The organism is Rickettsia endosymbiont of Urophora cardui (assembly GCF_964030725.1).
Classification (GTDB): domain Bacteria; phylum Pseudomonadota; class Alphaproteobacteria; order Rickettsiales; family Rickettsiaceae; genus Rickettsia.
In genome coordinates this window covers 197,704-224,287 of sequence record NZ_CAXIPY010000001.1, presented here as the reverse complement: position 1 = coordinate 224,287, position 26,584 = coordinate 197,704, and the positions used below count along the sequence as shown (strand labels likewise).

The following is a 26,584-nucleotide window of genomic DNA, read 5'->3' as shown; positions in this document are numbered from 1 at the left end:
GATTTAGATCTGGTGAATATGTGAGTAAATACAAAAACTATGGTAAAAACCTTTTCGCGTTAGCTATAGAGATAAATGTTCCAAGAGACAGACAAGGTAAATTTGAACCTATAATAGTCTCAAAGAAACAAACAAGAATAGATGGCTTAGACCAAAAGATAATATCCTTATATGCGAAGGGTATGAGTGTGTCTGATATTAAAACACAATTGCAAGAATTATATGGAGCTGAGATCAGTGAGAGCCTAATCAGCAGGATTACAGATGAAGTAATAGATGAGGTCAAGATTTGGCAGAGTAGACCTCTTGAGTCAGTATACCCTATAGTATATTTTGACTGTTTAGTAGTGAAAGTAAGACAAGCTAAACTTATTATTAATAAATCAGTATATGTAGCTTTAGGAATAGATTTATCTGGCAGAAAGGATATTTTAGGCTTATGGATAAGTGAGAATGAAGGAGCTAAATTTTGGCTTGGTAATTTTACTGAAATGAAGAATCGAGGAGTAAAAGATATCTTAATTGCTTGTAGTGATAATCTAACTGGTATGTCTGATGCTATTGCATCAGTATATCCGAAAACTGAACATCAAATTTGTATTGTCCATCAGATCAGGAATAGCCTCAAATATGTATCATATAAAGATAGAAAGCAATTAGCAGCGGATTTGAAACTAATCTATACTTCTGCTACTGAAAAAGAAGCAGAATTAGCTCTTGAGTCATTTGATCAAAAATGGAGTAAGCAATATCCGCATATAGCTAAATCTTGGTATAATAATTGGGATAATTTGATAATTTTCTTGCAATATCCAAAGGAGATTCGTAAGATTATTTACACTACAAATGCGATAGAATCGCTGAATAGCCAATTGAGAAAAGTTACTAAGAATAAACGCATCTTTCCAAATGATGACGCAGTATTTAAAGTTTTATATCTGACAATTGATTATATTACCAAAAAATGGTCTATGCCTATCCCCAATTGGAATGAAGCTATGGCTCATTTTATGATCAAATTTGATGGTAGAATTTAATGGTTCACGAAATTTACACAATTGATGAGACAGAGCCAAAATATGACAAAAGAAATGTCTATTAAATGCCACTTATTAAACAAAATGTTTGAAATTGGTAAACCTATCTCTGTGCCTGTTGGCTAGGCTAGCATTGCGGGGTTAGGGGCAGTATATTCAAAAGCTTATTTATGCAACAAAGCCCCACGGCCCAGTCCCTCTCAACTGTGATTCTACCAAGAGCTTTAGCAAGTTCATCATTTTGCTCTTGTAAATGATTTATTTGTTCTTGATATTCACTCAAAACTTTAGCTGGTTCAAAAGCTAATGCCGCATGGCTTTGTTGCATAAATAAGATTTGTAGAGCAAGAGTGGTGATAATCTGGTAAGATGTCCTGAATTAAAAATAATCCAGATTATATGAGATCTCGGAAGAAAGCCCCTTTTAGTAAATCACGCAAGTATTCTAAATATAAAATAACGAATTGGTCAGAATATAATAATTTTTTACGCAATAGGGGTCGCATAGATTTTATGATTGCCAGTGATTTGGCGATTGGCTGGTATGCTGATTACAGAGAGGAAATGAAACGAGGAAGACCTAGACGCTATAGTGATCACGCTATATTACAGTGTTTGAAGATCAGATGCTTATTCGGTCTTAAGTTACGCCAAACCCAAGGCTTTATAAACTGGCTCTTTGAAATATCGGGTTTATCTATTAGATGTCCAGACTATACAACATTAAGTAAGCGTATGAAGTCATTAGATCTTAGGTATTTACATGGAAATCAAGATAAAGAATTTAGTTATATTTCAATGGATAGTACAGGGATACAAGCCTACACAGGGAACGAATGGCTAGAAAATAAGCATGGTAAGCAATATAAGCGTCGCATATGGAAAAAGCTACATATCGTTATAGAAGATCAAGGTATGATACTTGCCGATAGTACCACAGAGCATACTATAGATGATAGATCACAGATTGGACTACTAATAGCTAATGTCAGAGCCAAGGATTTTCTGGGAGATCGAGGGTATGACGGTGAATCTACATATCAATTGTTGAGAAAGAAGAAGATAAAACCAGTTATTAGACCCCCAAACTCTTCAGTAAAAGTTCAATCGCTTAGGGATAAAACTGAGAGAGATGCAGCTGTTATATATCAACAAAACAAAGGATACCAAGCATGGAGGGTAAAGAATAATTATGGTAGAAGGGAGCGTGTAGAGAACACGTTCTTTCGATTTAAAACTTCTTTTGGTAGTAAGTTTCTATCAAGACATGATCAAAATATGACAAAAGAAATGTCTATTAAATGCCACTTATTAAACAAAATGTTTGAAATTGGTAAACCTATCTCTGTGCCTGTTGGCTAGGCTAGCATTGCGGGGTTAGGGGCAGTATATTCAAAAGCTTATTTATGCAACAAAGCCGTGAGCATGAGTTCTTTAAACCTGAATTCTGGATTAGCTAATTTTGAGATATAGCAGGTTTGTTAGGTTTCATACAGTATGCAATTAGGGCGGATAAGATATGTACAAAGGCATTCCAAATTGATCTATGTCTTGTATGTTCGATCTCGAAAGCACCCTTCAGCACACTAAATACTGTTTCGATAATTGAGCGTTTGCGTAATAATATTTTTTCAAATAATGGCATAAGTTTATTCTTCATTTTCTTCTTTATGCCAGTTACTAACTTGATTCCTTTGCTGTATAGATCATCAAAGAGCTCCTGTTTGATATAACCCTTATCGCCAAACAATAATCCCGTGATATGTTTGGTGATTATCGAAACCGGCGCTCTATCATCTACATTACCAGGCGTTAGTTTTAGACCTTGAATCTCACCTTTTTCGTTAATAACCAAATGTAATTTTAGACCAAAAAACCAACTTTTTGTTGTTTTACCCAAAGCAGCAATACCGGCAAAGACTTTATTACGAGAGATTCTTTTTCGATGACAAACCTCTAAAGATGTGGCGTCAATATAAGAAACTCCCGTAGATTGAGCTGCCTGCATATACCATTCAAGTAATAAAACTAAATAACTCAGAACTCTTGGTTTTAGAGCTATAAAACGAGTATATGATGGAAGAGTTACAAAGTCTGATTTATATAGTCTATCCGCCAAAAACACTTCAAATCCTGATCATTTGTAATGGGATAGAGTTTTGACAACAAATTGCTAAGATTTTCAATAAAAATTAATAAGTTATGTTAATTTTTACTGATACATTTCTGTGTTGGTCTAATTTTGATATGGAGCTATTGTTAACGATTTTTTATCGTTCATCTAGTTTTTGCATGATGATATTTTTGATTTATGTGGAGTTAGACACGATTTGTAAATGATTTGCAATGCATCGTAAATTCAAACCAATAGCAGAGATTATTGGATTGATAATATCTCCTATCATACCTTTCAAGAAGTTTCTACCCATCCGACCATATTGCTTTAAGTGACCTATTATTGGTTCTATGGCACTGCGTCTCTTGATCATAGACTTGTCCTCTTGTAACAACTTCTTCCGCGTTTTTGGGGTATATACCTTACTCTTCTCCTTTACATTGCTACCACTATACCCAAGATCAACAAATGATTTCTTTATCTTGATTCCAGTGACACTCTCTACTGCTTCAAAAGTATAATGGACTAATGGTATGGACCTCCTGATATAGAGAATGAAAAGCAGTTGCTAATCTTCTAGGGTTAATATTTAACATATTAAAACAACAATTAAGGAGGTCCATATGGAGGTTACTACAATTGGTATAGATATTGCAAAAAGAATTTTTCAAATTCATGGTGTAGATAAAAATGGCAAGACAGTATTAAAGAAAAAATTGATGAGAGATCAGGTTTTGACATTTATGGCTAATTTACCACAATGTTTAGTAGGGATGGAAGCTTGTGGTGGTTCTAGTTATTGGGCAAGAGAAATAACTAAATTAGGGCATGAAGTAAAACTAATGGCACCGCAATTTGTCAAACCATATGTTAAAACTAATAAAAATGATCAAGCAGATGCTGAAGCGATATGTGAAGCCGTGACAAGACCTAATATGAGATTTGTTGCAATTAAAACTATAGAGCAACAAGAAATTTTATCAATACATAGGGTAAGAGAGAGATTGGTAAAAAATCGTACAGCACTTGCTAATGAAATTAGGGGGCTACTACATGAGTTTGGTTTTATTGTTCCTCAAGGCATTAATAAGGTTATCACAAAATTAATTGAGATTTTAGATGCAGGGAAATTAAGCCAGTTAAGTTATCAAACATTTAGTGAACTAAAAGAAGAATTCTTAGATAATAACAGAAAAATAAAAGAGATAGAAAAACGATTAACAATGATAGCAAGTAACCTAACTCAATATCAACGATTAAGAGCTATACCTGGTCTTGGTTTAATTACTGCTACTGCTTTAATAGCATCAATAGGTAATGCTACAAGTTTTGAGAATGGCAGGCAATTATCGGCATGGCTAGGATTAGTGCCAAGACAACATTCAAGTGGTGGGAAGGATAAGCTGCTGGGAATTAGCAAGCGAGGTGATGTATACTTACGCACTTTATTAATTCAAGGGGCTAGAGCTGTACTAAATGCCAAGATAAGATTTACATCGGAAGAACAGAAATCTAAAAAAGATTTTAGCCAATTTACGAAATGGATGTTTAATTTATCTGAGCGAAGTAGCCATAATAAAACGACAGTTGCCATAGCTAATAAGTTGGCAAGAGTGGTGTTTGCTGTACTAAGATCAGGAGATGATTATGTAGAGAGTAAAGTTTGTAGCTAAAGAGTGTGTAGCATAGCACTTATAAGTAAAATAAATGGTGATTTATATAATGAATAGGTAAAAGCAAAACAATATGTAAGAGATTCCAACCCGAAATATGCTTGAGATAATTAATATTGATGGTAAATAAGACAAACCTTAGCTTACAAAAAAACTGCGTTTTTCAGTGGCTCTTTTAGAAGCCGATGGACTGATAAGTATATAGTTTGTAAGCCAGCGAATTCCATCAGGGCTGTAGAATAAATTAGGTTGATTTATCAGCTATAAGCCGGATACATGACTGCATTTGTTTGTTTTTATTATTGATGTTATTTTTTTCTTGCATTCTACAGGAGGTCCATACATGAAAAAATTGGACAAAAAAATGAAGGAGTGTGTTTCCGCAATAAGTTAGAATAAATAGCAATAAACTTAAGAGGAAAGATGAAGAAAAATAAAGTAAAAATTTTCAGTGCTTCAGAAAAAACGGGGATAGTATTAGAATTAATAAAAGAGGAGTCGACACTTGGTCAGTTAGCTTCAAAATATGCAATAAGTGTTAAAACAATTCAAAATTGGAAAAAACAGTTTTTAGGTAATGCGGCATTAGCTTTTGAACCAGCTAAAGTTTTGAGTGAATATCAAGAACAAATAAATCATTTACAAGAGCAAAATGATGAACTTGCTAAAGCTCTTGGTAGAATCACAGTTGAGAGGGACTGGGCCGTGGGAAAGCTCAAAAGCTTGGATTTATCAAATAAAAAGAGTCTTGTACACTCCAAGCTAAATCAACTCTCAAAATCAAGACAGTGTGAACTATTAAAGATTAGTCGATCTACAGCCTACTATAAATCCAAGGAGATGAGTATAAATAAATTAAGTATTTTAAATAGAATAGATGAAATATATACAGATAATCCTGAATTTGGTTATCGCTATATTCATCAACAGTTACTAGAAGATGGTTTTATTGTCGGTAAAGATCGAGTACTGAAATATATGAGGATGATGGGTATAGAAGCTATTTACCCACATAAGAAAAAATCTACTTCTCGAAACGATAGTGAGCATAAGATCTATAGCTACTTACTTGATCAATATTGGACTAAATCTGGCTCAACAAAGCAAGTGTATGTGCCTAATGTGAATGAGGTTTGGAGTGGTGACATTACTTACATTAGAACTAATGGTGGCTTTATGTATATGGCAGCTATTATAGATTGGCATAGCAAGGCCATATTGAGCTATAAACTGTCAAATTCTATGGATGCATCTCTTGTAACTGATGTCTTGAAACAAGCTCTCAGTAAGTATAACGCTCCACAGATATTTAATAGTGATCAAGGTAGCCAATATACCAGTTATGACCACATAAATATTCTCAAGGAGCATGATATCCAAATTTCAATGAATGGCAAAGGTAGAAGTATTGATAATATAGTAATAGAAAGGTTTTTTAGAACTTTAAAATATAATTGTATCTTTATTAATGATTTTAACAATGTTAAAGAGTTAAAAGATGGGATTGATCATTATCTGAATAAATATAATTATCACAGATTTCATTCAAGTATTGGTTATAAAAAGCCTATGAATGTATATCTGAATTATATGCAAAATTATCAGCAAATTGCTGCCTGATAATCGAAAAATTAGGAAAACATACTACTCATTTTTTTGTCTTGATTTTTCAGTCCCCTATCAAGCTCTGATGCAATGTATGACCATCATAAGGATTATTATGAAACGATTTTGCGGATAAAACAAAATTTCTACGACCACTTACTACTACCGCTACTTTATTGCCAAACTCATATGGCTTGTTGCGTTTTCCCTTTCCTATACACTCTACTTCAGGGGCATGAAAACTATATAATACTTTGTTATCTTCTTTATATTGCTTTTTAGCTTCTCTTTTTAAAACAGATTGGTTATGTATTTGTTTTATTTTTTGCAATACTTCTTGATTTTTGAGAGACAAGTTTAATTGCTTATTTTTGATCTCACGCTCACATACTCTAATCAAACGACCCAGTAATATTTTTAAATGCTTCATTATTTTCCAACGCTTCTTGGCTTTACTATGTTCTTTATATTTCCATAGCTTTACTATATCGCGTTTATAGGTTCTAGCGTATGTTTCATTCAAATGTATACCCAAACTGTTGCAAAGCTTTACTATGCTAAGCCTAGCTTTATCCATTAAATAAACATCGTGTGGGTGTTTGATATTCTTAATTTGTACAGTCGTATCAGCGATGATTAATTCCAAATCTTTTTTTTTAATTGTGTTAGTTTTTATCCCAACCCTGATCAACTCCGATAATATCTCATTATATCCAGCTTCACCTAATACACTACGAAACCGTCGTATACTAGTTTCCGAGATAGCTATGTCTTTTTCTATATATTCCCACCCGCAGAAATACTGCCAATACATATTCTCTTTTAGCTCTTCCTCTGATAATGAATCTGAAAAATTATACATTGCTTGTAGCATCGTTATGCCAAGCATCACTCTATGACATTTTCTATTTCTACCAAATTTCTTAATACAAACATTTTTTGATAACCACTCTTCGAGCCTAGACCAATTTATTAATTCTCTTAATGTCCCCCTACGGGGATAAAAAATCCCTCGCCTTCAGGCGAAGGGAAGATATAATGAAGTTGCTTTAGCAACGAATTGATAAAAAGATATGAGAAGTTATAGAAAAAATAGTCATAGCCAGTATGATTTAAAAGTACATATTATATGGATACCAAAGTATAGAAAAAGAGCATTGGTAGGAAAAGTAACTGAGAGAGTCAGGGATTTATTAAGGCAAATTTGCATGGAACATGAAGCATATATAATTTCAGGTAAAGTATCTTGTGATCATGTTCATATATTTATTTCATACCGTCCTCAAGTGGCTTTAAGTAAGCTTGTACAATATCTAAAAGGGAGTAGCTCAAGAATATTATTGCAAGAATTTGCTCATTTAAGGAAACAATTTTGGGGTAATCATTTTTGGGCTAGAGGATATATGGCGGTGAGTTCAGGTAATATTACTGACGAAATGATACAGCAGTATATTGATGAACAAGAAGGTGAGCCAGTAAATGATGATCGATTTCTAATCGATTCCACTTTATAACCCCTCAGCTTATAGCTGAGGGTTGTTTAGTTTATATAGCTTATTATTTGGGTTTAATTCTTCTTTTAATTTATAACCAAACAGTTTCCCTTGTTCTTGCGATTTGATAATGTTGTCTATTGGCATTGACTGAAATCCATAAGGTTTATGACCATATTTTATCATTTTCTTACGGATTGTTGTATTACTTCTTGTCTTAAAACCATATTATCTATAAGGCTTGTAGAGTTTTGGCGGACGGACTATATAATTGTAGATAGGACATATAAAAATATTTAAAGTTTTTACAAGGTGATTGATGGTATAAAAGCACTATTGTTAACAGCTCAGAATAGCTTATTTCAGGCTTTCTTGTAGGGTTTTTATTAATTAATGGTAGAAATGATTTATTAATCCACTGCTCGCTAATTTTACAAAAATCATCGACAAAACAAAATAATGCAGTAATATCTTTCTTCATGGGGATACTCTTGTTTTTTTGCTAAAAATTATATAGAGTATCTTCTATCCCTTGTAAATACTTACTTCCAAACCTAGATTAATCCAGAATTCAGGTTTTAAGTCTCTTGATGGCAAGCTTAAATATGCAGAGCAGTATGATAGCAGTATATTATCTGCTATCTCAAATGCTAAGACTGTGGAGCAAGAACAGCTAATTACAAATATGCATAATATGGTAGTATACGCACAAAAACATGGTATATTAAATGACCAAGAGATAGTAAATCAATTTAACTCTAATGATAGTCGAAACGTGCTTAAGAATTTAAGTAAAACATGTGAGAAACATTATATGGATCATCATAATGAGAATATTAAGCAGTTATTAGATGATGAGCATGTAATGGTCGGACTTAAGAAATATACATGTCCGCTTAAATATATGAAACATGAGATGCAAAATAATATACCTAGCTTTGTAGATGAAAAGCAAATATCTAGCACCTTTGCAAAGGTAAAGGCAGAAGTTAAAGAGCTACGCCTAGAAAGAGAGTTAGAACATACAATGACTATAAGATTATAAGGATTTGCAAGCATGACTAACGAAGAACTTAATCAGAGGCAACAGCAAACAGACTTAAGTACAAATAGCAATGCTAATGATACTGGCGATAATAGTGCTTCCGAGCACCCAAGGCATGACGAACTATTTAAAAAGGTCATGAGCGAGCCTGTAGCTGCTCGTGAGTTTCTAGAGCATTATTTGCCAGTGTCATTCAAGAACAAGATTAATCTAAGTAGTGTCAAAATAGAAAAGGAAAGTTTTGTTACTGAAGACTTAAGAAAGAGACTCAGCGATGTCGTGTACTCTGTTTCTTTAAAAAATGATAATATTAAAGATAGTAATGCTGAAAAAAGTGTCCATAATGACAAAGCGTACATATACGTGCTTATAGAGCATCAATCTAGTAGCGATTACTGGATTGCCTTTAGACTGTGGCAATATATGATTTTGTTATGCGAAAGGCATAAGGACGCACATAAAAATAATAGTAATAGTGCAAAAGAAAAAGATAATAAGCTTCCTTTAATATGTCCTGTCGTAGTATATGCAAATGATAAGCCTTATAATGCTCCAAGGAGCTTTTGGGAATTATTTGAAGATAGCAAGACTGCTAAGGAATTGATGGGCGGCGAGTATTTACTTGTAGACTTACAACAACAAAGTGATAATGAGATAGAGCAAAAGAAGCATCTTGGTATGATGGAATATATGCTCAAACATATCAAAGCTCGTGATATCTTAAATCTATGGCAAAGTCTACTTGAAAGATTTAAAAGTAGTATTGAAATAGATAAGGAAAATGGCTACATTTACATTAAATGGTTATTATGGTATAGTGATGCTAAGGTATCTGAAGATAAACAAGCAAAGCTAGCAAGCATCATAGCAACACATCTAAATAAAGCAGATCAAGAGGGACTTATGAGAACTATTGCTGATAAATATATTGATGAGGGCGTTCAAAAAGGAATGGTCCAAGGCATGCAGATCGGAGAAGCTAAAGGCATGCAGCTCGGAGAAGCTAAAGGAAAATATGAAGTGGCAAAAAATATGCTTGCAGCTGACTCTGATCCTGATTTTATTTCCAAGGTTACTGGTTTATCTATCACTGAAATCAACAAACTAAAGGATTAGAAAGTAGAATACAATGCAAACTGCAAGATCTACATTAAAGCTTAAAATGCCGCTGCAAACTATTCTACCTCAGCTACCACAAAAACAAGTAGTAGTCATAGATAGAAACTCCTTGCTGCAAAAAACTGCTAATCCAAAATCTACTAAAGATGTCAAGGCTAATGCTCAAGGCTTTGTTGCATAAATAAGATTTGTAGAGCAAGAGTGGTGATAATCTGGTAAGATGTCCTGAATTAAAAATAATCCAGATTATATGAGATCTCGGAAGAAAGCCCCTTTTAGTAAATCACGCAAGTATTCTAAATATAAAATAACGAATTGGTCAGAATATAATAATTTTTTACGCAATAGGGGTCGCATAGATTTTATGATTGCCAGTGATTTGGCGATTGGCTGGTATGCTGATTACAGAGAGGAAATGAAACGAGGAAGACCTAGACGCTATAGTGATCACGCTATATTACAGTGTTTGAAGATCAGATGCTTATTCGGTCTTAAGTTACGCCAAACCCAAGGCTTTATAAACTGGCTCTTTGAAATATCGGGTTTATCTATTAGATGTCCAGACTATACAACATTAAGTAAGCGTATGAAGTCATTAGATCTTAGGTATTTACATGGAAATCAAGATAAAGAATTTAGTTGTATTTCAATGGATAGTACAGGGATACAAGCCTACACAGGGAACGAATGGCTAGAAAATAAGCATGGTAAGCAATATAAGCGTCGCATATGGAAAAAGCTACATATCGTTATAGAAGATCAAGGTATGATACTTGCCGATAGTACCACAGAGCATACTATAGATGATAGATCACAGATTGGACTACTAATAGCTAATGTCAGAGCCAAGGATTTTCTGGGAGATCGAGGGTATGACGGTGAATCTACATATCAATTGTTGAGAAAGAAGAAGATAAAACCAGTTATTAGACCCCCAAACTCTTCAGTAAAAGTTCAATCGCTTAGGGATAAAACTGAGAGAGATGCAGCTGTTATATATCAACAAAACAAAGGATACCAAGCATGGAGGGTAAAGAATAATTATGGTAGAAGGGAGCGTGTAGAGAACACGTTCTTTCGATTTAAAACTTCTTTTGGTAGTAAGTTTCTATCAAGACATGATCAAAATATGACAAAAGAAATGTCTATTAAATGCCACTTATTAAACAAAATGTTTGAAATTGGTAAACCTGTCTCTGTGCCTGTTGGCTAGGCTAGCATTGCGGGGTTAGGGGCAGTATATTCAAAAGCTTATTTATGCAACAAAGCCGGTAAACATGGTGATGAGCAGAAATTACGTAATTATGTACAGAATCGAGGTTCAGGCAAACCTTCTTATAAAGCATTTCAACAAAAACAGTTAAAGCTTTTTGGATAGATACCTCGTAGCTCTGCTGCGAGGAGCATCATTTAAACCCTTTATCTATAAGCTTTCTATCTATCCCTTATCCTAAATTAGCGTTCTTAGTACTGATTATTAAATTGCAATGGTTTTTATCGTAATTGCATGGAGTTTTTTATTTAATACCTCAGATAGAGCATTTTTTACTAGTTTATGTTGATTAATTAAAGTAAGTCCATTAAACTGTATATCTGATAATTCTAATGCATAATGGTCTTGATCACCTACTAAATCGGTAATTTTAATTACACCATTTGGAAAAGATTTTTTAAGTATTTTTTCTAATTCTTCTGCAGATATTGCCATTATTTTATTAATTCCTATATAATACATACGTTATTAATTACTATATTATCTATAGAGTTCTATTGATAATAATGATTCTTGCGAATATAATTAATACTAAAATAATATATTACAGTAATATGAAAAAAGAAAGCAGAAGATATCGATGTAATTGACTTGAGTGGTAACAATAAGATAGCTGATTATATTATATTTGCTAACGGCAGGTCAACTAAGAATGTTGGAGCAATAGCTGAATATGTGGCATTAGAGTTAAAAAATAAAGCCGGTATAAGCACTAATATAGAGGGGCTTGGTAAATCAGAGTGGGTACTAATAGACGCAGGTACTATTTTGGTTAATATCTTTTATCCTGAAGCAAGAACACATTTTAAACTTGAAGAAATTTGGAAAAAATAAATATTTTTAAATGAACGATCACATACTTACTAATGTTATAATTTTACTTGGTACTGCAGTCTTTATCGTGGCTATACTTAAGCGATTTAAGTTAAGTCCGGTACTTGGCTATCTAATTGCTGGAGCTGCAATTGGTGATCATGGTCTAAAAATTGTAACATATGACCAGACTAAGTTACTCGGCGAACTTGGTGTAGTATTTCTATTATTTGCGATAGGGCTTGAGCTATCTTTCGAGCGATTAAAAGCTATGAGACGGTATGTTTTTGGGCTTGGTACTTTACAAGTTCTAACAACCACCATAGTAATTGCCGGTGCGATGGTGCTTATAGACGGCAATAGTAGTGCTGCTATTATTACCGGAGGCGGACTTGCACTTTCATCTACAGCCCTTGTTATGCAGGTCATTGAGGAAAACCGTAGCCAATCAACACAAATCGGTAGAATTTCTTTAGCAATTCTGCTGCTCCAAGATTTGGCTGTAGTACCATTACTTGTAATAGTACCACTGCTTAGCGGTAATAGTCAGGCTTCTCTTGCAATAGCACTTGGTATTGCATTTTTAAAAGCCATTGCTGCTTTACTTACTATATTTGTTGTGGGTCGTGTTTTACTTCGTCCAATATTTTCATTCATATCTTCCGAAAGTAATAGTACTAATGAGCTACCTATTTCAATGACTTTGTTAATAGTGCTTTCTGCTGCTTGGGCTACTGAAACTTTCGGCTTATCGCTAGCACTTGGAGCTTTTGTTGCTGGAGTATTAGTTGCTGAAACTGAATTTAGACTACAAGCAGAAGAGAGTATTTACCCTTTCAAAAGTTTGTTCTTAGGGCTATTCTTCATGACTGTCGGTATGAATATCGACGCACTTGAAATGTATGAAAAACTATCTCATATCCTTATTTTATCTATTGCTTTAATAGGTATTAAAACCTTAATAATAACAGCTTTTTGTATTTTATTTGGGTTTAATAAAGGTGTTGCTTTTTATTCAGGGCTTTTATTATCGCAGGGCGGAGAATTTGCTTTCATATTATTTAGCTTAGGTAAAGAAAGTGGTGTTTTAGAAGAAAGTAGTGCTAACATATTATTGCTTGTTGTTACCTTTACTATGGCACTTACGCCGCTACTTGCAGCATTAGGACGAAAAATTGCTGAAAAAGTCGATAAAGGTCTCGGCAAGACCCCAACGCAAATTATAGAACTTGGGGCAAGAGATTTAACAAATCATATTATTATTGCGGGGCTTGGTAATATCGGTAAAATGGTCGCAAGGGTTCTAGAAGCTGAAGGGACAAGCTATGTAATATTAGATTTAGACGAAGATAGAGTTAAGGAAGGGTTAACAGACGGTTTTCCAGTTTTTAAAGGTGATGTATCACAGGCAGATACTCTAAAAGCCCTTGGTACAGATAGGGCTCTTGCTATCATACTTACTATGAATAATCAAGTAACTATAAAGAAATCGCTTAAAACAGTTACCGCTAACTATCCTGATATGCAAGTTATCGTGAGGCTAAAAAGCCTTAAAAATTCTAGAGAGTTCTATGATTTAGGAGCAACAACTATTATCCCTGAAAGTTATGAAACAGGTCTTCAAATTGGTGGTACGGTTTTAAAATTCATAGGTATTAGTGAGCAAGAAATTAATAGAATAAAAGTACAATTTAGGCTTGGTAATTATATAGTAGCAAAGAAAGAGGAGAGCTTATCGGAAGTAGAGTATAATGATTAAGATTCTCATTGCTTTAATTGCAATAATACTATCAACAACAATTAATGCCGATAATAAACAGTTATCCATTCCAAGATTTGTTTCAATAAAATCTAATGAAGTTAATGCACGAAGCGGTCCCACTACGAAAGCAGCAATAGAGTGGGTTTTTGTTAAAAAAGGTGAACCAGTAGAAATAATTGCCGAATATGAACAGTGGCGACAAGTACGTGATATTCATGGCGAAAGTGGTTGGATACATTCAAGCGTCTTATCAGGTAGAAGATCAGTAATTATTATTGCTGATCAAGAGATCGAATTACTTAAATATGCAAATATAAAGAGTAGAGTAATAGCAAAATTAATGCCAAAAGTTCGCTGTGGCTTAAAAAAATGCAAAGAACAGTTTTGCCAAATTACCTGCAAAAATTACACTGGTTGGGTACTTAAAAAAGACCTCTGGGGAGTGTATGATGATAAAGATAGGTAATGATGCTCGGCTTTGTTGCATAAATAAGCTTTTGAATATACTGCCCCTAACCCCGCAATGCTAGCCTAGCCAACAGGCACAGAGATAGGTTTACCAATTTCAAACATTTTGTTTAATAAGTGGCATTTAATAGACATTTCTTTTGTCATATTTTGATCATGTCTTGATAGAAACTTACTACCAAAAGAAGTTTTAAATCGAAAGAACGTGTTCTCTACACGCTCCCTTCTACCATAATTATTCTTTACCCTCCATGCTTGGTATCCTTTGTTTTGTTGATATATAACAGCTGCATCTCTCTCAGTTTTATCCCTAAGCGATTGAACTTTTACTGAAGAGTTTGGGGGTCTAATAACTGGTTTTATCTTCTTCTTTCTCAACAATTGATATGTAGATTCACCGTCATACCCTCGATCTCCCAGAAAATCCTTGGCTCTGACATTAGCTATTAGTAGTCCAATCTGTGATCTATCATCTATAATGGACTGATGGTAAATAAGACAAACCTTAGCTTACAAAAAAACTGCGTTTTTCAGTGGCTCTTTTAGAAGCCGATGGACTGATAAGTATATAGTTTGTAAGCCAGCGAATTCCATCAGGGCTGTAGAATAAATTAGGTTGATTTATCAGCTATAAGCCGGATACATGACTGCATTTGTTTGTTTTTATTATTGATGTTATTTTTTTCTTGCATTCTACAGGAGGTCCATACATGAAAAAATTGGACAAAAAAATGAAGGAGTGTGTTTCCGCAATAAGTTAGAATAAATAGCAATAAACTTAAGAGGAAAGATGAAGAAAAATAAAGTAAAAATTTTCAGTGCTTCAGAAAAAACGGGGATAGTATTAGAATTAATAAAAGAGGAGTCGACACTGGCTTTGTTGCATAAATAAGATTTGTAGAGCAAGAGTGGTGATAATCTGGTAAGATGTCCTGAATTAAAAATAATCCAGATTATATGAGATCTCGGAAGAAAGCCCCTTTTAGTAAATCACGCAAGTATTCTAAATATAAAATAACGAATTGGTCAGAATATAATAATTTTTTACGCAATAGGGGTCGCATAGATTTTATGATTGCCAGTGATTTGGCGATTGGCTGGTATGCTGATTACAGAGAGGAAATGAAACGAGGAAGACCTAGACGCTATAGTGATCACGCTATATTACAGTGTTTGAAGATCAGATGCTTATTCGGTCTTAAGTTACGCCAAACCCAAGGCTTTATAAACTGGCTCTTTGAAATATCGGGTTTATCTATTAGATGTCCAGACTATACAACATTAAGTAAGCGTATGAAGTCATTAGATCTTAGGTATTTACATGGAAATCAAGATAAAGAATTTAGTTGTATTTCAATGGATAGTACAGGGATACAAGCCTACACAGGGAACGAATGGCTAGAAAATAAGCATGGTAAGCAATATAAGCGTCGCATATGGAAAAAGCTACATATCGTTATAGAAGATCAAGGTATGATACTTGCCGATAGTACCACAGAGCATACTATAGATGATAGATCACAGATTGGACTACTAATAGCTAATGTCAGAGCCAAGGATTTTCTGGGAGATCGAGGGTATGACGGTGAATCTACATATCAATTGTTGAGAAAGAAGAAGATAAAACCAGTTATTAGACCCCCAAACTCTTCAGTAAAAGTTCAATCGCTTAGGGATAAAACTGAGAGAGATGCAGCTGTTATATATCAACAAAACAAAGGATACCAAGCATGGAGGGTAAAGAATAATTATGGTAGAAGGGAGCGTGTAGAGAACACGTTCTTTCGATTTAAATGTAGAAGTTAAGATTTGATCTTACAGACACTATAAATTTGAGTCTTTTGCAATGATTGTGTAAATTTTTGTTGAGCCTATATTAGAAGTAATTAAAAATATAGGTAACAGAAATGCAAATAGAGAAGAATAAAAAAATAAATGAAGCAATAGATTTGCTGATAGAAGGTGGAGTAGATTTAAAAACAGTACTAAGTCAGAATGGATTAATTAAGGAATTAACCAAGGGTATTTTAGAGCGAGCACTGCATGCTGAGATGTCAGAACATTTAGGTTATAGCAAGTATGATAGAGCTGAAACTGAGAATGCGAGGAATGGTAGTTGGTAAATTCCAGTATTAATTAAGCCAGATTTATATTTTCTTCCCATACCTCATTGGGTGAGTCTTTTGCAATGATTGTGTAAATTTTTGTTGAGCCTATATTAGAAGTAATTAAAAATATAGGTAACAGAAATGCAAATAGAGAAGAATAAAAAAATAAATGAAGCAATAGATTTGCTGATAGAAGGTGGAGTAGATTTAAAAACAGTACTAAGTCAGAATGGCTTTGTTGCATAAATAAGCTTTTGAATATACTGCCCCTAACCCCGCAATGCTAGCCTAGCCAACAGGCACAGAGATAGGTTTACCAATTTCAAACATTTTGTTTAATAAGTGGCATTTAATAGACATTTCTTTTGTCATATTTTGATCATGTCTTGATAGAAACTTACTACCAAAAGAAGTTTTAAATCGAAAGAACGTGTTCTCTACACGCTCCCTTCTACCATAATTATTCTTTACCCTCCATGCTTGGTATCCTTTGTTTTGTTGATATATAACAGCTGCATCTCTCTCAGTTTTATCCCTAAGCGATTGAACTTTTACTGAAGAGTTTGGGGGTCTAATAACTGGTTTTATCTTCTTCTTTCTCAACAATTGATATGTAGATTCACCGTCATACCCTCGATCTCCCAGAAAATCCTTGGCTCTGACATTAGCTATTAGTAGTCCAATCTGTGATCTATCATCTATAGTATGCTCTGTGGTACTATCGGCAAGTATCATACCTTGATCTTCTATAACGATATGTAGCTTTTTCCATATGCGACGCTTATATTGCTTACCATGCTTATTTTCTAGCCATTCGTTCCCTGTGTAGGCTTGTATCCCTGTACTATCCATTGAAATACAACTAAATTCTTTATCTTGATTTCCATGTAAATACCTAAGATCTAATGACTTCATACGCTTACTTAATGTTGTATAGTCTGGACATCTAATAGATAAACCCGATATTTCAAAGAGCCAGTTTATAAAGCCTTGGGTTTGGCGTAACTTAAGACCGAATAAGCATCTGATCTTCAAACACTGTAATATAGCGTGATCACTATAGCGTCTAGGTCTTCCTCGTTTCATTTCCTCTCTGTAATCAGCATACCAGCCAATCGCCAAATCACTGGCAATCATAAAATCTATGCGACCCCTATTGCGTAAAAAATTATTATATTCTGACCAATTCGTTATTTTATATTTAGAATACTTGCGTGATTTACTAAAAGGGGCTTTCTTCCGAGATCTCATATAATCTGGATTATTTTTAATTCAGGACATCTTACCAGATTATCACCACTCTTGCTCTACAAATCTTATTTATGCAACAAAGCCAGGGGCAGTATATTCAAAAGCTTATTTATGCAACAAAGCCGATGCTCCTCGCAGCAGAGCTACGAGGTATCTAAAAAAGTTTTAGTTGTTTCTTATGATATCACGAAGCAGAGCTTCGGGGAATTAAACCCTGAGAGATTAAAAATTGATTATATCTGGCTTAATTAATTATAGAACTTTCCCTTAGTTGGCGATAATCCTGGGATACGCTTAATATCAAAGTTGCTTAATAACTTATCTCGAGAGAGTTTTGCTTGCTTCAGCAATCTGGCAATACGTTGTTGTTGTCTATGTTCTAACTCACGTATGGCTAACTCCTGTAGATAATCTATATATGTTTTCTTTTCTTGCTCAAAGCTTTCTGCAACTGATTTATAGCACGATGCAAAAGTAGGTAAGCAAAGGTTCTTGAGTAAATTATTTAGCGGTTGCGGAGTTATTATCTGTTTACTCATGCAACCTCCATTGTTTTAAAGCAATGTAATTGATCATATTCAGACAGTATTGGTTGATTAATTTTTACTGAACAAACAGTTTGAGTCTGGCTATTTAGTAAATCTGTAATATGATCAATTATTGGCTCAATCTTCTTTTCTAATAGCACTTCTAATGCAGTAACTACATTCAATTCTCCATACATTTTTGCTAATTGTAATATTTTAAGATATATTTTATGCCCTTTATATGGATATATAGAGATAAGCTGGTCATATACCTGACGAAATATAGCACGTGGGAATAAAGCTTCATAATATTGATATTGAACAAATGCTCCAGGTTTACGTACTAAACTATCAATAATATGTCTATAATCAATAACATAGCCATTGCTGATTCTAGACATTTTTTGTAAACATTTGTTACCATAGTAAAGCTCTATTTCTTCAGAATAAATATAAGCTTTTAAAGTATAACCTATTAAGCGACTAGGCACAGAATAAGCTACAGATAAAATACTAACTGTACTGCTTGGATTAACACGTACTGATAATATTGTAGGTGCATTCCATTTCCTGATTGGTAACTCTTTTAAATGAACTAATTCTTCAGCTAATTTTTCTTTTCTACAGCTATTTCGCTTTTCTTTAATTTGTGTAAGGAATAATTCATAAGCTTTTAAATCAACAAAATTACGTGATCCACGTAATAGCAGATGTTGATTCACTGCTTGCTTAAATGTATCATGACTCTCTTTTCAACAGAACCATTTTCATGACTGACGCCTGGATTATTTCGCGATGGTGCAACATTGTCAGGAGTTTCGCACTTAGCAAAAAGTATGTTAATCTAGAGAAAAATAGTTTTAGATAAAAATGACAAGAACAAAATGTAGCAAGGACTTATATAAATCATTTTTACAAGCAAGTAGTGTCAGATATACTAGCAAGGCATTATCTGAAGTGAGTCCAGTAGATCTATCTCACGATAGTGCAAGTCGATGGTTAAAGAGTAAGGATTTTCGTCCTAGCGAAATCTATAAGGAAGTGTCAAAATATATAGATTGGGAAGCACCGTGTTTATTAGTGGGGGATGACACCTTATTATCAAAGCAATACAGTCAGAAGATTGAGCTTGTACGTTATCAATATTCTGGAGCTGTACATGATGTTATACCTGGTATAGGAATGGTAAACTTACTACATTACAATACTAAAATTGCTCAATCTACTCCCGTAGATTATAGAATATATGATAAAGACACTGATGGTAAAACAAAGAATGAGCATTTTTGTGATATGCTTACTTTAGCTAAAGAAAGAGGTCTCAATCCTGATGCCATAGTCATGGATGCTTGGTATAGCGGGTTGGAGAATTTAAAACATATACGTAATTTAGGCTGGCTATGGGTTACCACCCTAAGGAAAAATAGAAAAGTTAATCATAATGTTAGCTTGGAAAGTTTAGAGATACCCGATGAGGGGCTAAAAATTCACCTACGTGGATACGGTTGGGTTACGGTATTTAAGTTTGTGGCAAAGAATGGTCGCATTGATTACATAACAACGAACTTGGAAAATCCCACACGTGAGCAAATAGAGAAAATTGTTAAGGCACGTTGGTCTATAGAGGTTTATCATCGAGAATTAAAACAAACTTGTGGTATTGAACGCTGTCAGGCACGCACGGGCCGAGCTCAAAGAAATCATATTTGCCTTGCAGTATTTGCCTGGCTTGATATGAATAAAAGGAGGATAAATGAAAACATTACTTTATATCAACAAACTTGGGAAGTTATAAAAACATCAATTCAAAACAATATCAGATGGCTTTTAACTGATTCGCAACTTTGCTAAGTGCGAAACTCCTGATTGTAATAACCAAGCAATTCTTGCCATCTTTCTGTAAATTGTCTACTATTACCACATTGCTTGGTAGCTGCACTTAAATTATCTGTACGATGCTCTGGTAAAACTCCACCTAACTCCCATACAGCTTTTTCAAACCCTGATGCTAATGTATCAAAACTTTCACTATGGCATATGCTAAAAGTTTCCCAACATGAATAAGGCAACATAAAATGAAATAGTAAGTGAGGATATGGTTGCCCACCAATACAAATACCCAATTGATTCATATTGGTCCAATCAGACTGACTCTGTTTGCCAGGAAGAATATTTTGTAAAAAGATTACTGTCTTATCCTTACCATGTGCAGCTCTCCATTGTTTCAACTATAATGGACTAATGGTATGGACCTCCTGATATAGAGAATGAAAAGCAGTTGCTAATCTTCTAGGGTTAATATTTAACATATTAAAACAACAATTAAGGAGGTCCATATGGAGGTTACTACAATTGGTATAGATATTGCAAAAAGAATTTTTCAAATTCATGGTGTAGATAAAAATGGCAAGACAGTATTAAAGAAAAAATTGATGAGAGATCAGGTTTTGACATTTATGGCTAATTTACCACAATGTTTAGTAGGGATGGAAGCTTGTGGTGGTTCTAGTTATTGGGCAAGAGAAATAACTAAATTAGGGCATGAAGTAAAACTAATGGCACCGCAATTTGTCAAACCATATGTTAAAACTAATAAAAATGATCAAGCAGATGCTGAAGCGATATAGCTAACGCGAAAAGGTTTTTACCATAGTTTTTGTATTTACTCACATATTCACCAGATCTAAATCCTATTAAATATTGCTGGACTAACTTTAAAAACTGTTTACATAAAATTATTGATCAATGCCTAAGTTTTTCCTAATCTGTGGTAGAAACATTTCCGTGTTAGCTATATGTGAAGCCGTGACAAGACCTAATATGAGATTTGTTGCAATTAAAACTATAGAGCAACAAGAAATTTTATCAATACATAGGGTAAGAGAGAGATTGGTAAAAAATCGTACAGCACTTGCTAATGAAATTAGGGGGCTACTACATGAGTTTGGTTTTATTGTTCCTCAAGGCATTAATAAGGTTATCACAAAATTAATTGAGATTTTAGATGCAGGGAAATTAAGCCAGTTAAGTTATCAAACATTTAGTGAACTAAAAGAAGAATTCTTAGATAATAACAGAAAAATAAAAGAGATAGAAAAACGATTAACAATGATAGCAAGTAACCTAACTCAATATCAACGATTAAGAGCTATACCTGGTCTTGGTTTAATTACTGCTACTGCTTTAATAGCATCAATAGGTAATGCTACAAGTTTTGAGAATGGCAGGCAATTATCGGCATGGCTAGGATTAGTGCCAAGACAACATTCAAGTGGTGGGAAGGATAAGCTGCTGGGAATTAGCAAGCGAGGTGATGTATACTTACGCACTTTATTAATTCAAGGGGCTAGAGCTGTACTAAATGCCAAGATAAGATTTACATCGGAAGAACAGAAATCTAAAAAAGATTTTAGCCAATTTACGAAATGGATGTTTAATTTATCTGAGCGAAGTAGCCATAATAAAACGACAGTTGCCATAGCTAATAAGTTGGCAAGAGTGGTGTTTGCTGTACTAAGATCAGGAGATGATTATGTAGAGAGTAAAGTTTGTAGCTAAAGAGTGTGTAGCATAGCACTTATAAGTAAAATAAATGGTGATTTATATAATGAATAGGTAAAAGCAAAACAATATGTAAGAGATTCCAACCCGAAATATGCTTGAGATAATTAATATTGATGGTAAATAAGACAAACCTTAGCTTACAAAAAAACTGCGTTTTTCAGTGGCTCTTTTAGAAGCCGATGGACTGATAAGTATATAGTTTGTAAGCCAGCGAATTCCATCAGGGCTGTAGAATAAATTAGGTTGATTTATCAGCTATAAGCCGGATACATGACTGCATTTGTTTGTTTTTATTATTGATGTTATTTTTTTCTTGCATTCTACAGGAGGTCCATACATGAAAAAATTGGACAAAAAAATGAAGGAGTGTGTTTCCGCAATAAGTTAGAATAAATAGCAATAAACTTAAGAGGAAAGATGAAGAAAAATAAAGTAAAAATTTTCAGTGCTTCAGAAAAAACGGGGATAGTATTAGAATTAATAAAAGAGGAGTCGACACTTGGTCAGTTAGCTTCAAAATATGCAATAAGTGTTAAAACAATTCAAAATTGGAAAAAACAGTTTTTAGGTAATGCGGCATTAGCTTTTGAACCAGCTAAAGTTTTGAGTGAATATCAAGAACAAATAAATCATTTACAAGAGCAACATGATGAACTTGCTAAAGCTCTTGGTAGAATCACAGTTGAGAGGGACTGGGCCGTGGGAAAGCTCAAAAGCTTGGATTTATCAAATACAGGAGTTTCGCACTTAGCAAAATTGTGTATTAGTTAGAAGCCATTTAATGTTGTTCTGAATTGATGTTTTTATAACTTCCCAAGTTTGTTGATATAAAGTAATGTTTTCATTTATCCTCCTTTTGTTCATATCAAGCCAGGCCAATACAGCAAGGCAAATATGATTTCTTTGAGCTCGACCCGTGCGTGCCTGACAGCATTCAATACCACAAGTTTGTTTCAATTCTCGATGATAAACTTCTATAGACCAACGCGCCTTAACAATTTTCTCTATTTGCTCACGTGTAGGATTCTCTAAATTAGTTGTTATGTAGTCTATCCGCCAAAAACACTTCAAATCCTGATCATTTGTAATGGGATAGAGTTTTGACAACAAATTGCTAAGATTTTCAATAAAAATTAATAAGTTATGTTAATTTTTACTGATACATTTCTGTGTTGGTCTAATTTTGATATGGAGCTATTGTTAACGATTTTTTATCGTTCATCTAGTTTTTGCATGATGATATTTTTGATTTATGTGGAGTTAGACACGATTTGTAAATGATTTGCAATGCATCGTAAATTCAAACCAATAGCAGAGATTATTGGATTGATAATATCTCCTATCATACCTTTCAAGAAGTTTCTACCCATCCGACCATATTGCTTTAAGTGACCTATTATTGGTTCTATGGCACTGCGTCTCTTGATCATAGACTTGTCCTCTTGTAACAACTTCTTCCGCGTTTTTGGGGTATATACCTTACTCTTCTCCTTTACATTGCTACCACTATACCCAAGATCAACAAATGATTTCTTTATCTTGATTCCAGTGACACTCTCTACTGCTTCAAAGCTCTGATGCAATGTATGACCATCATAAGGATTATTATGAAACGATTTTGCGGATAAAACAAAATTTCTACGACCACTTACTACTACCGCTACTTTATTGCCAAACTCATATGGCTTGTTGCGTTTTCCCTTTCCTATACACTCTACTTCAGGGGCATGAAAACTATATAATACTTTGTTATCTTCTTTATATTGCTTTTTAGCTTCTCTTTTTAAAACAGATTGGTTATGTATTTGTTTTATTTTTTGCAATACTTCTTGATTTTTGAGAGACAAGTTTAATTGCTTATTTTTGATCTCACGCTCACATACTCTAATCAAACGACCCAGTAATATTTTTAAATGCTTCATTATTTTCCAACGCTTCTTGGCTTTACTATGTTCTTTATATTTCCATAGCTTTACTATATCGCGTTTATAGGTTCTAGCGTATGTTTCATTCAAATGTATACCCAAACTGTTGCAAAGCTTTACTATGCTAAGCCTAGCTTTATCCATTAAATAAACATCGTGTGGGTGTTTGATATTCTTAATTTGTACAGTCGTATCAGCGATGATTAATGGCTTTGTTGCATAAATAAGCTTTTGAATATACTGCCCCTGGCTTTGTTGCATAAATAAGATTTGTAGAGCAAGAGTGGTGATAATCTGGTAAGATGTCCTGAATTAAAAATAATCCAGATTATATGAGATCTCGGAAGAAAGCCCCTTTTAGTAAATCACGCAAGTATTCTAAATATAAAATAACGAATTGGTCAGAATATAATAATTTTTTACGCAATAGGGGTCGCATAGATTTTATGATTGCCAGTGATTTGGCGATTGGCTGGTATGCTGATTACAGAGAGGAAATGAAACGAGGAAGACCTAGACGCTATAGTGATCACGCTATATTACAGTGTTTGAAGATCAGATGCTTATTCGGTCTTAAGTTACGCCAAACCCAAGGCTTTATAAACTGGCTCTTTGAAATATCGGGTTTATCTATTAGATGTCCAGACTATACAACATTAAGTAAGCGTATGAAGTCATTAGATCTTAGGTATTTACATGGAAATCAAGATAAAGAATTTAGTTGTATTTCAATGGATAGTACAGGGATACAAGCCTACACAGGGAACGAATGGCTAGAAAATAAGCATGGTAAGCAATATAAGCGTCGCATATGGAAAAAGCTACATATCGTTATAGAAGATCAAGGTATGATACTTGCCGATAGTACCACAGAGCATACTATAGATGATAGATCACAGATTGGACTACTAATAGCTAATGTCAGAGCCAAGGATTTTCTGGGAGATCGAGGGTATGACGGTGAATCTACATATCAATTGTTGAGAAAGAAGAAGATAAAACCAGTTATTAGACCCCCAAACTCTTCAGTAAAAGTTCAATCGCTTAGGGATAAAACTGAGAGAGATGCAGCTGTTATATATCAACAAAACAAAGGATACCAAGCATGGAGGGTAAAGAATAATTATGGTAGAAGGGAGCGTGTAGAGAACACGTTCTTTCGATTTAAAACTTCTTTTGGTAGTAAGTTTCTATCAAGACATGATCAAAATATGACAAAAGAAATGTCTATTAAATGCCACTTATTAAACAAAATGTTTGAAATTGGTAAACCTATCTCTGTGCCTGTTGGCTAGGCTAGCATTGCGGGGTTAGGGGCAGTATATTCAAAAGCTTATTTATGCAACAAAGCCATTCTGACTTAGTACTGTTTTTAAATCTACTCCACCTTCTATCAGCAAATCTATTGCTTCATTTATTTTTTTATTCTTCTCTATTTGCATTTCTGTTACCTATATTTTTAATTACTTCTAATATAGGCTCAACAAAAATTTACACAATCATTGCAAAAGACTCACCCAATGAGGTATGGGAAGAAAATATAAATCTGGCTTAATTAATACTGGAATTTACCAACTACCATTCCTCGCATTCTCAGTTTCAGCTCTATCATACTTGCTATAACCTAAATGTTCTGACATCTCAGCATGCAGTGCTCGCTCTAAAATACCCTTGGTTAATTCCTTAATTAATCCATTCTGACTTAGTACTGTTTTTAAATCTACTCCACCTTCTATCAGCAAATCTATTGCTTCATTTATTTTTTTATTCTTCTCTATTTGCATTTCTGTTACCTATATTTTTAATTACTTCTAATATAGGCTCAACAAAAATTTACACAATCATTGCAAAAGACTCAAATTTATAGTGTCTGTAAGATCAAATCTTAACTTCTACATTTAAATCGAAAGAACGTGTTCTCTACACGCTCCCTTCTACCATAATTATTCTTTACCCTCCATGCTTGGTATCCTTTGTTTTGTTGATATATAACAGCTGCATCTCTCTCAGTTTTATCCCTAAGCGATTGAACTTTTACTGAAGAGTTTGGGGGTCTAATAACTGGTTTTATCTTCTTCTTTCTCAACAATTGATATGTAGATTCACCGTCATACCCTCGATCTCCCAGAAAATCCTTGGCTCTGACATTAGCTATTAGTAGTCCAATCTGTGATCTATCATCTATAGTATGCTCTGTGGTACTATCGGCAAGTATCATACCTTGATCTTCTATAACGATATGTAGCTTTTTCCATATGCGACGCTTATATTGCTTACCATGCTTATTTTCTAGCCATTCGTTCCCTGTGTAGGCTTGTATCCCTGTACTATCCATTGAAATACAACTAAATTCTTTATCTTGATTTCCATGTAAATACCTAAGATCTAATGACTTCATACGCTTACTTAATGTTGTATAGTCTGGACATCTAATAGATAAACCCGATATTTCAAAGAGCCAGTTTATAAAGCCTTGGGTTTGGCGTAACTTAAGACCGAATAAGCATCTGATCTTCAAACACTGTAATATAGCGTGATCACTATAGCGTCTAGGTCTTCCTCGTTTCATTTCCTCTCTGTAATCAGCATACCAGCCAATCGCCAAATCACTGGCAATCATAAAATCTATGCGACCCCTATTGCGTAAAAAATTATTATATTCTGACCAATTCGTTATTTTATATTTAGAATACTTGCGTGATTTACTAAAAGGGGCTTTCTTCCGAGATCTCATATAATCTGGATTATTTTTAATTCAGGACATCTTACCAGATTATCACCACTCTTGCTCTACAAATCTTATTT

Annotated in this window: 26 protein-coding genes and 8 pseudogenes; 18 read left to right on the top strand and 16 right to left on the bottom strand. The window is 34.0% G+C overall.

Annotation, left to right across the window (positions count from 1 at the left end; translation table 11 throughout):
* Positions 1 to 41: 41 nt before the first annotated feature.
* Positions 42 to 1,037, top strand: a pseudogene (locus tag AAHI98_RS01255) (IS256 family transposase); the annotation flags it as partial.
* A 127-nt stretch (positions 1,038 to 1,164) separates the two neighbouring features.
* Here the strand turns inward: AAHI98_RS01255 and AAHI98_RS01250 are convergent.
* A complete protein-coding gene (locus AAHI98_RS01250; protein ID WP_342224791.1) occupies positions 1,165 to 1,365 on the bottom strand; it encodes a hypothetical protein in 201 nt (66 codons plus the stop codon).
* A 71-nt stretch (positions 1,366 to 1,436) separates the two neighbouring features.
* Here AAHI98_RS01250 and AAHI98_RS01245 point away from each other — a divergent pair, with 71 nt between their 5' ends.
* Positions 1,437 to 2,399, top strand: a complete 963-nt coding sequence (locus AAHI98_RS01245; protein ID WP_342224790.1) for an IS5 family transposase — start codon at positions 1,437 to 1,439, stop codon at positions 2,397 to 2,399.
* Positions 2,400 to 2,493: 94 nt separating this feature from the next.
* Here AAHI98_RS01245 and AAHI98_RS01240 read toward each other — a convergent pair.
* Positions 2,494 to 3,144, bottom strand: a pseudogene (locus AAHI98_RS01240) (IS982 family transposase); the annotation flags it as partial.
* Positions 3,145 to 3,346: 202 nt separating this feature from the next.
* Positions 3,347 to 3,547 carry a hypothetical protein gene (locus AAHI98_RS01235; protein ID WP_342224789.1) on the bottom strand — a complete coding sequence of 67 codons (201 nt, stop codon included), beginning with the start codon at positions 3,545 to 3,547 and terminating at the stop codon, positions 3,347 to 3,349.
* A gap of 229 nt (positions 3,548 to 3,776) precedes the next feature.
* Between AAHI98_RS01235 and AAHI98_RS01230 the strand changes: the two genes are divergently transcribed.
* Positions 3,777 to 4,826, top strand: a complete 1,050-nt coding sequence (locus tag AAHI98_RS01230; protein ID WP_342224642.1) for an IS110 family RNA-guided transposase — start codon at positions 3,777 to 3,779, stop codon at positions 4,824 to 4,826.
* Positions 4,827 to 5,249: 423 nt separating this feature from the next.
* A complete protein-coding gene (locus tag AAHI98_RS01225; protein WP_342224643.1) occupies positions 5,250 to 6,446 on the top strand; it encodes an IS3 family transposase in 1,197 nt (398 codons plus the stop codon).
* A gap of 49 nt (positions 6,447 to 6,495) precedes the next feature.
* Here the strand turns inward: AAHI98_RS01225 and AAHI98_RS01220 are convergent, their stop codons facing one another.
* Entirely contained in the window at positions 6,496 to 7,359 is an 864-nt protein-coding gene (locus tag AAHI98_RS01220; protein WP_342224813.1) for a transposase, read from the bottom strand.
* A gap of 145 nt (positions 7,360 to 7,504) precedes the next feature.
* Between AAHI98_RS01220 and tnpA the strand changes: the two genes are divergently transcribed.
* Positions 7,505 to 7,945: an IS200/IS605 family transposase gene (gene tnpA, locus AAHI98_RS01215; RefSeq protein WP_342224764.1), complete on the top strand. Its 441-nt coding sequence runs from the start codon at positions 7,505 to 7,507 to the stop codon at positions 7,943 to 7,945.
* A gap of 9 nt (positions 7,946 to 7,954) precedes the next feature.
* On the opposite strand, the gene AAHI98_RS01210 is transcribed toward tnpA, so the two are convergent.
* Positions 7,955 to 8,110, bottom strand: coding sequence for a hypothetical protein (locus AAHI98_RS01210; RefSeq protein WP_342224788.1), 156 nt, complete (start codon positions 8,108 to 8,110; stop codon positions 7,955 to 7,957).
* Between the two features lie 58 nt (positions 8,111 to 8,168).
* Positions 8,169 to 8,405: pseudogene (locus AAHI98_RS18380) on the bottom strand (IS982 family transposase); the annotation flags it as partial.
* Positions 8,406 to 8,582: 177 nt separating this feature from the next.
* Here AAHI98_RS18380 and AAHI98_RS01200 point away from each other — a divergent pair.
* The 3 genes from AAHI98_RS01200 to AAHI98_RS01190 all read left to right on the top strand — a co-directional run bounded on the left by AAHI98_RS01200 (position 8,583) and on the right by AAHI98_RS01190 (position 11,301).
* Entirely contained in the window at positions 8,583 to 8,969 is a 387-nt protein-coding gene (locus tag AAHI98_RS01200) for a hypothetical protein (protein ID WP_342224787.1), read from the top strand.
* A gap of 12 nt (positions 8,970 to 8,981) precedes the next feature.
* Positions 8,982 to 10,085: an Rpn family recombination-promoting nuclease/putative transposase gene (locus tag AAHI98_RS01195; RefSeq protein WP_342224786.1), complete on the top strand. Its 1,104-nt coding sequence runs from the start codon at positions 8,982 to 8,984 to the stop codon at positions 10,083 to 10,085.
* A gap of 253 nt (positions 10,086 to 10,338) precedes the next feature.
* Positions 10,339 to 11,301, top strand: a complete 963-nt coding sequence (locus tag AAHI98_RS01190) for an IS5 family transposase (RefSeq protein ID WP_342224785.1) — start codon at positions 10,339 to 10,341, stop codon at positions 11,299 to 11,301.
* Positions 11,302 to 11,565: 264 nt separating this feature from the next.
* Here the strand turns inward: AAHI98_RS01190 and AAHI98_RS01185 are convergent, their stop codons facing one another.
* The gene (locus tag AAHI98_RS01185; RefSeq protein WP_342224784.1) at positions 11,566 to 11,796 is read right to left on the bottom strand and encodes a BolA family transcriptional regulator; all 231 of its coding nucleotides are present in this window, start codon (positions 11,794 to 11,796) and stop codon (positions 11,566 to 11,568) included.
* A 123-nt stretch (positions 11,797 to 11,919) separates the two neighbouring features.
* Between AAHI98_RS01185 and rsfS the strand changes: the two are divergent.
* From rsfS to AAHI98_RS01170, 3 genes and pseudogenes are all read left to right on the top strand, one after another.
* Positions 11,920 to 12,195 (top strand): annotated as a pseudogene (gene rsfS, locus AAHI98_RS01180) (ribosome silencing factor); the annotation flags it as partial.
* Between the two features lie 10 nt (positions 12,196 to 12,205).
* Positions 12,206 to 13,933: a monovalent cation:proton antiporter-2 (CPA2) family protein gene (locus tag AAHI98_RS01175; RefSeq protein ID WP_342224783.1), complete on the top strand. Its 1,728-nt coding sequence runs from the start codon at positions 12,206 to 12,208 to the stop codon at positions 13,931 to 13,933.
* Complete coding sequence (locus AAHI98_RS01170; protein WP_342224782.1) at positions 13,926 to 14,402, top strand: SH3 domain-containing protein; 477 nt, start codon at positions 13,926 to 13,928, stop codon at positions 14,400 to 14,402. Before AAHI98_RS01175 ends, AAHI98_RS01170 begins: the two co-directional genes overlap by 8 nt.
* A gap of 65 nt (positions 14,403 to 14,467) precedes the next feature.
* Here AAHI98_RS01170 and AAHI98_RS01165 read toward each other — a convergent pair whose 3' ends face one another.
* A complete protein-coding gene (locus AAHI98_RS01165; protein ID WP_342224812.1) occupies positions 14,468 to 14,851 on the bottom strand; it encodes a transposase in 384 nt (127 codons plus the stop codon).
* Between the two features lie 510 nt (positions 14,852 to 15,361).
* On the opposite strand from AAHI98_RS01165, the gene AAHI98_RS01160 reads away from it, so the two are divergent.
* Positions 15,362 to 16,210, top strand: a complete 849-nt coding sequence (locus AAHI98_RS01160; protein ID WP_342224773.1) for an IS5 family transposase — start codon at positions 15,362 to 15,364, stop codon at positions 16,208 to 16,210.
* Between the two features lie 101 nt (positions 16,211 to 16,311).
* A pseudogene (locus AAHI98_RS01155) lies at positions 16,312 to 16,524 on the top strand (transposase); the annotation flags it as partial.
* A gap of 276 nt (positions 16,525 to 16,800) precedes the next feature.
* On the opposite strand, the gene AAHI98_RS01150 reads toward AAHI98_RS01155, so the two are convergent.
* From AAHI98_RS01150 to AAHI98_RS01140, 3 genes are all read right to left on the bottom strand, one after another.
* Positions 16,801 to 17,763, bottom strand: a complete 963-nt coding sequence (locus AAHI98_RS01150; RefSeq protein ID WP_342224734.1) for an IS5 family transposase — start codon at positions 17,761 to 17,763, stop codon at positions 16,801 to 16,803.
* Positions 17,764 to 18,011: 248 nt separating this feature from the next.
* Entirely contained in the window at positions 18,012 to 18,302 is a 291-nt protein-coding gene (locus tag AAHI98_RS01145; RefSeq protein ID WP_342224781.1) for an ATP-binding protein, read from the bottom strand.
* Positions 18,299 to 19,012 (bottom strand): Mu transposase domain-containing protein, encoded by a 714-nt coding sequence (locus AAHI98_RS01140; protein ID WP_342224780.1) that lies wholly within the window; start codon positions 19,010 to 19,012, stop codon positions 18,299 to 18,301. The genes AAHI98_RS01145 and AAHI98_RS01140 overlap by 4 nt, the downstream gene beginning before the upstream one ends.
* 148 nt (positions 19,013 to 19,160) lie before the next feature.
* Between AAHI98_RS01140 and AAHI98_RS01135 the strand changes: the two genes are divergently transcribed.
* Positions 19,161 to 20,141, top strand: coding sequence for an IS701 family transposase (locus AAHI98_RS01135; protein WP_342224659.1), 981 nt, complete (start codon positions 19,161 to 19,163; stop codon positions 20,139 to 20,141).
* On the opposite strand, the gene AAHI98_RS01130 is transcribed toward AAHI98_RS01135, so the two are convergent.
* Positions 20,138 to 20,518, bottom strand: a complete 381-nt coding sequence (locus tag AAHI98_RS01130; protein ID WP_342224779.1) for a hypothetical protein — start codon at positions 20,516 to 20,518, stop codon at positions 20,138 to 20,140. The genes AAHI98_RS01135 and AAHI98_RS01130 overlap by 4 nt on opposite strands.
* Positions 20,519 to 20,626: 108 nt before the next feature.
* Here AAHI98_RS01130 and AAHI98_RS01125 point away from each other — a divergent pair.
* From AAHI98_RS01125 to AAHI98_RS01115, 3 genes and pseudogenes are all read left to right on the top strand, one after another.
* Positions 20,627 to 20,914 (top strand): annotated as a pseudogene (locus AAHI98_RS01125) (IS110 family transposase); the annotation flags it as partial.
* Positions 20,915 to 21,080: 166 nt separating this feature from the next.
* A pseudogene (locus tag AAHI98_RS01120) lies at positions 21,081 to 21,848 on the top strand (IS110 family RNA-guided transposase); the annotation flags it as partial.
* A 423-nt stretch (positions 21,849 to 22,271) separates the two neighbouring features.
* Positions 22,272 to 22,625 carry a helix-turn-helix domain-containing protein gene (locus AAHI98_RS01115; RefSeq protein ID WP_342224777.1) on the top strand — a complete coding sequence of 118 codons (354 nt, stop codon included), beginning with the start codon at positions 22,272 to 22,274 and terminating at the stop codon, positions 22,623 to 22,625.
* Here the strand turns inward: AAHI98_RS01115 and AAHI98_RS01110 are convergent.
* Both AAHI98_RS01110 and AAHI98_RS01105 read right to left on the bottom strand, forming a co-directional pair.
* Complete coding sequence (locus AAHI98_RS01110; protein WP_458693689.1) at positions 22,602 to 22,982, bottom strand: transposase; 381 nt, start codon at positions 22,980 to 22,982, stop codon at positions 22,602 to 22,604. The genes AAHI98_RS01115 and AAHI98_RS01110 overlap by 24 nt on opposite strands.
* A 122-nt stretch (positions 22,983 to 23,104) precedes the next feature.
* On the bottom strand, positions 23,105 to 24,040 hold the full coding sequence (locus tag AAHI98_RS01105; protein ID WP_342224775.1) for a hypothetical protein: 936 nt from the start codon (positions 24,038 to 24,040) through the stop codon (positions 23,105 to 23,107).
* Between the two features lie 71 nt (positions 24,041 to 24,111).
* Here AAHI98_RS01105 and AAHI98_RS01100 point away from each other — a divergent pair, with 71 nt between their 5' ends.
* A complete protein-coding gene (locus AAHI98_RS01100) occupies positions 24,112 to 25,074 on the top strand; it encodes an IS5 family transposase (RefSeq protein ID WP_342224734.1) in 963 nt (320 codons plus the stop codon).
* A gap of 276 nt (positions 25,075 to 25,350) precedes the next feature.
* On the opposite strand, the pseudogene AAHI98_RS01095 reads toward AAHI98_RS01100, so the two are convergent.
* Positions 25,351 to 25,563, bottom strand: a pseudogene (locus AAHI98_RS01095) (transposase); the annotation flags it as partial.
* A gap of 101 nt (positions 25,564 to 25,664) precedes the next feature.
* Complete coding sequence (locus AAHI98_RS01090) at positions 25,665 to 26,513, bottom strand: IS5 family transposase (protein WP_342224773.1); 849 nt, start codon at positions 26,511 to 26,513, stop codon at positions 25,665 to 25,667.
* Positions 26,514 to 26,584: the final 71 nt, after the last annotated feature.

Coding starts and splice junctions, on each gene's coding strand:
- AAHI98_RS01250 (WP_342224791.1), bottom strand. CDS start 1,365: ATGCAACAAAGCCATGCGGCATTAGCTTTTGAACCAGCTAAAGTTTTG.
- AAHI98_RS01245 (WP_342224790.1), top strand. CDS start 1,437: ATGAGATCTCGGAAGAAAGCCCCTTTTAGTAAATCACGCAAGTATTCT.
- AAHI98_RS01230 (WP_342224642.1), top strand. CDS start 3,777: ATGGAGGTTACTACAATTGGTATAGATATTGCAAAAAGAATTTTTCAA.
- AAHI98_RS01225 (WP_342224643.1), top strand. CDS start 5,250: ATGAAGAAAAATAAAGTAAAAATTTTCAGTGCTTCAGAAAAAACGGGG.
- tnpA (WP_342224764.1), top strand. CDS start 7,505: ATGAGAAGTTATAGAAAAAATAGTCATAGCCAGTATGATTTAAAAGTA.
- AAHI98_RS01210 (WP_342224788.1), bottom strand. CDS start 8,110: ATGATAAAATATGGTCATAAACCTTATGGATTTCAGTCAATGCCAATA.
- AAHI98_RS01195 (WP_342224786.1), top strand. CDS start 8,982: ATGACTAACGAAGAACTTAATCAGAGGCAACAGCAAACAGACTTAAGT.
- AAHI98_RS01190 (WP_342224785.1), top strand. CDS start 10,339: ATGAGATCTCGGAAGAAAGCCCCTTTTAGTAAATCACGCAAGTATTCT.
- AAHI98_RS01185 (WP_342224784.1), bottom strand. CDS start 11,796: ATGGCAATATCTGCAGAAGAATTAGAAAAAATACTTAAAAAATCTTTT.
- AAHI98_RS01175 (WP_342224783.1), top strand. CDS start 12,206: ATGAACGATCACATACTTACTAATGTTATAATTTTACTTGGTACTGCA.
- AAHI98_RS01170 (WP_342224782.1), top strand. CDS start 13,926: ATGATTAAGATTCTCATTGCTTTAATTGCAATAATACTATCAACAACA.
- AAHI98_RS01160 (WP_342224773.1), top strand. CDS start 15,362: ATGAGATCTCGGAAGAAAGCCCCTTTTAGTAAATCACGCAAGTATTCT.
- AAHI98_RS01150 (WP_342224734.1), bottom strand. CDS start 17,763: ATGAGATCTCGGAAGAAAGCCCCTTTTAGTAAATCACGCAAGTATTCT.
- AAHI98_RS01145 (WP_342224781.1), bottom strand. CDS start 18,302: ATGAGTAAACAGATAATAACTCCGCAACCGCTAAATAATTTACTCAAG.
- AAHI98_RS01135 (WP_342224659.1), top strand. CDS start 19,161: ATGACAAGAACAAAATGTAGCAAGGACTTATATAAATCATTTTTACAA.
- AAHI98_RS01115 (WP_342224777.1), top strand. CDS start 22,272: ATGAAGAAAAATAAAGTAAAAATTTTCAGTGCTTCAGAAAAAACGGGG.
- AAHI98_RS01105 (WP_342224775.1), bottom strand. CDS start 24,040: ATGCAACAAAGCCAGGGGCAGTATATTCAAAAGCTTATTTATGCAACA.
- AAHI98_RS01100 (WP_342224734.1), top strand. CDS start 24,112: ATGAGATCTCGGAAGAAAGCCCCTTTTAGTAAATCACGCAAGTATTCT.
- AAHI98_RS01090 (WP_342224773.1), bottom strand. CDS start 26,513: ATGAGATCTCGGAAGAAAGCCCCTTTTAGTAAATCACGCAAGTATTCT.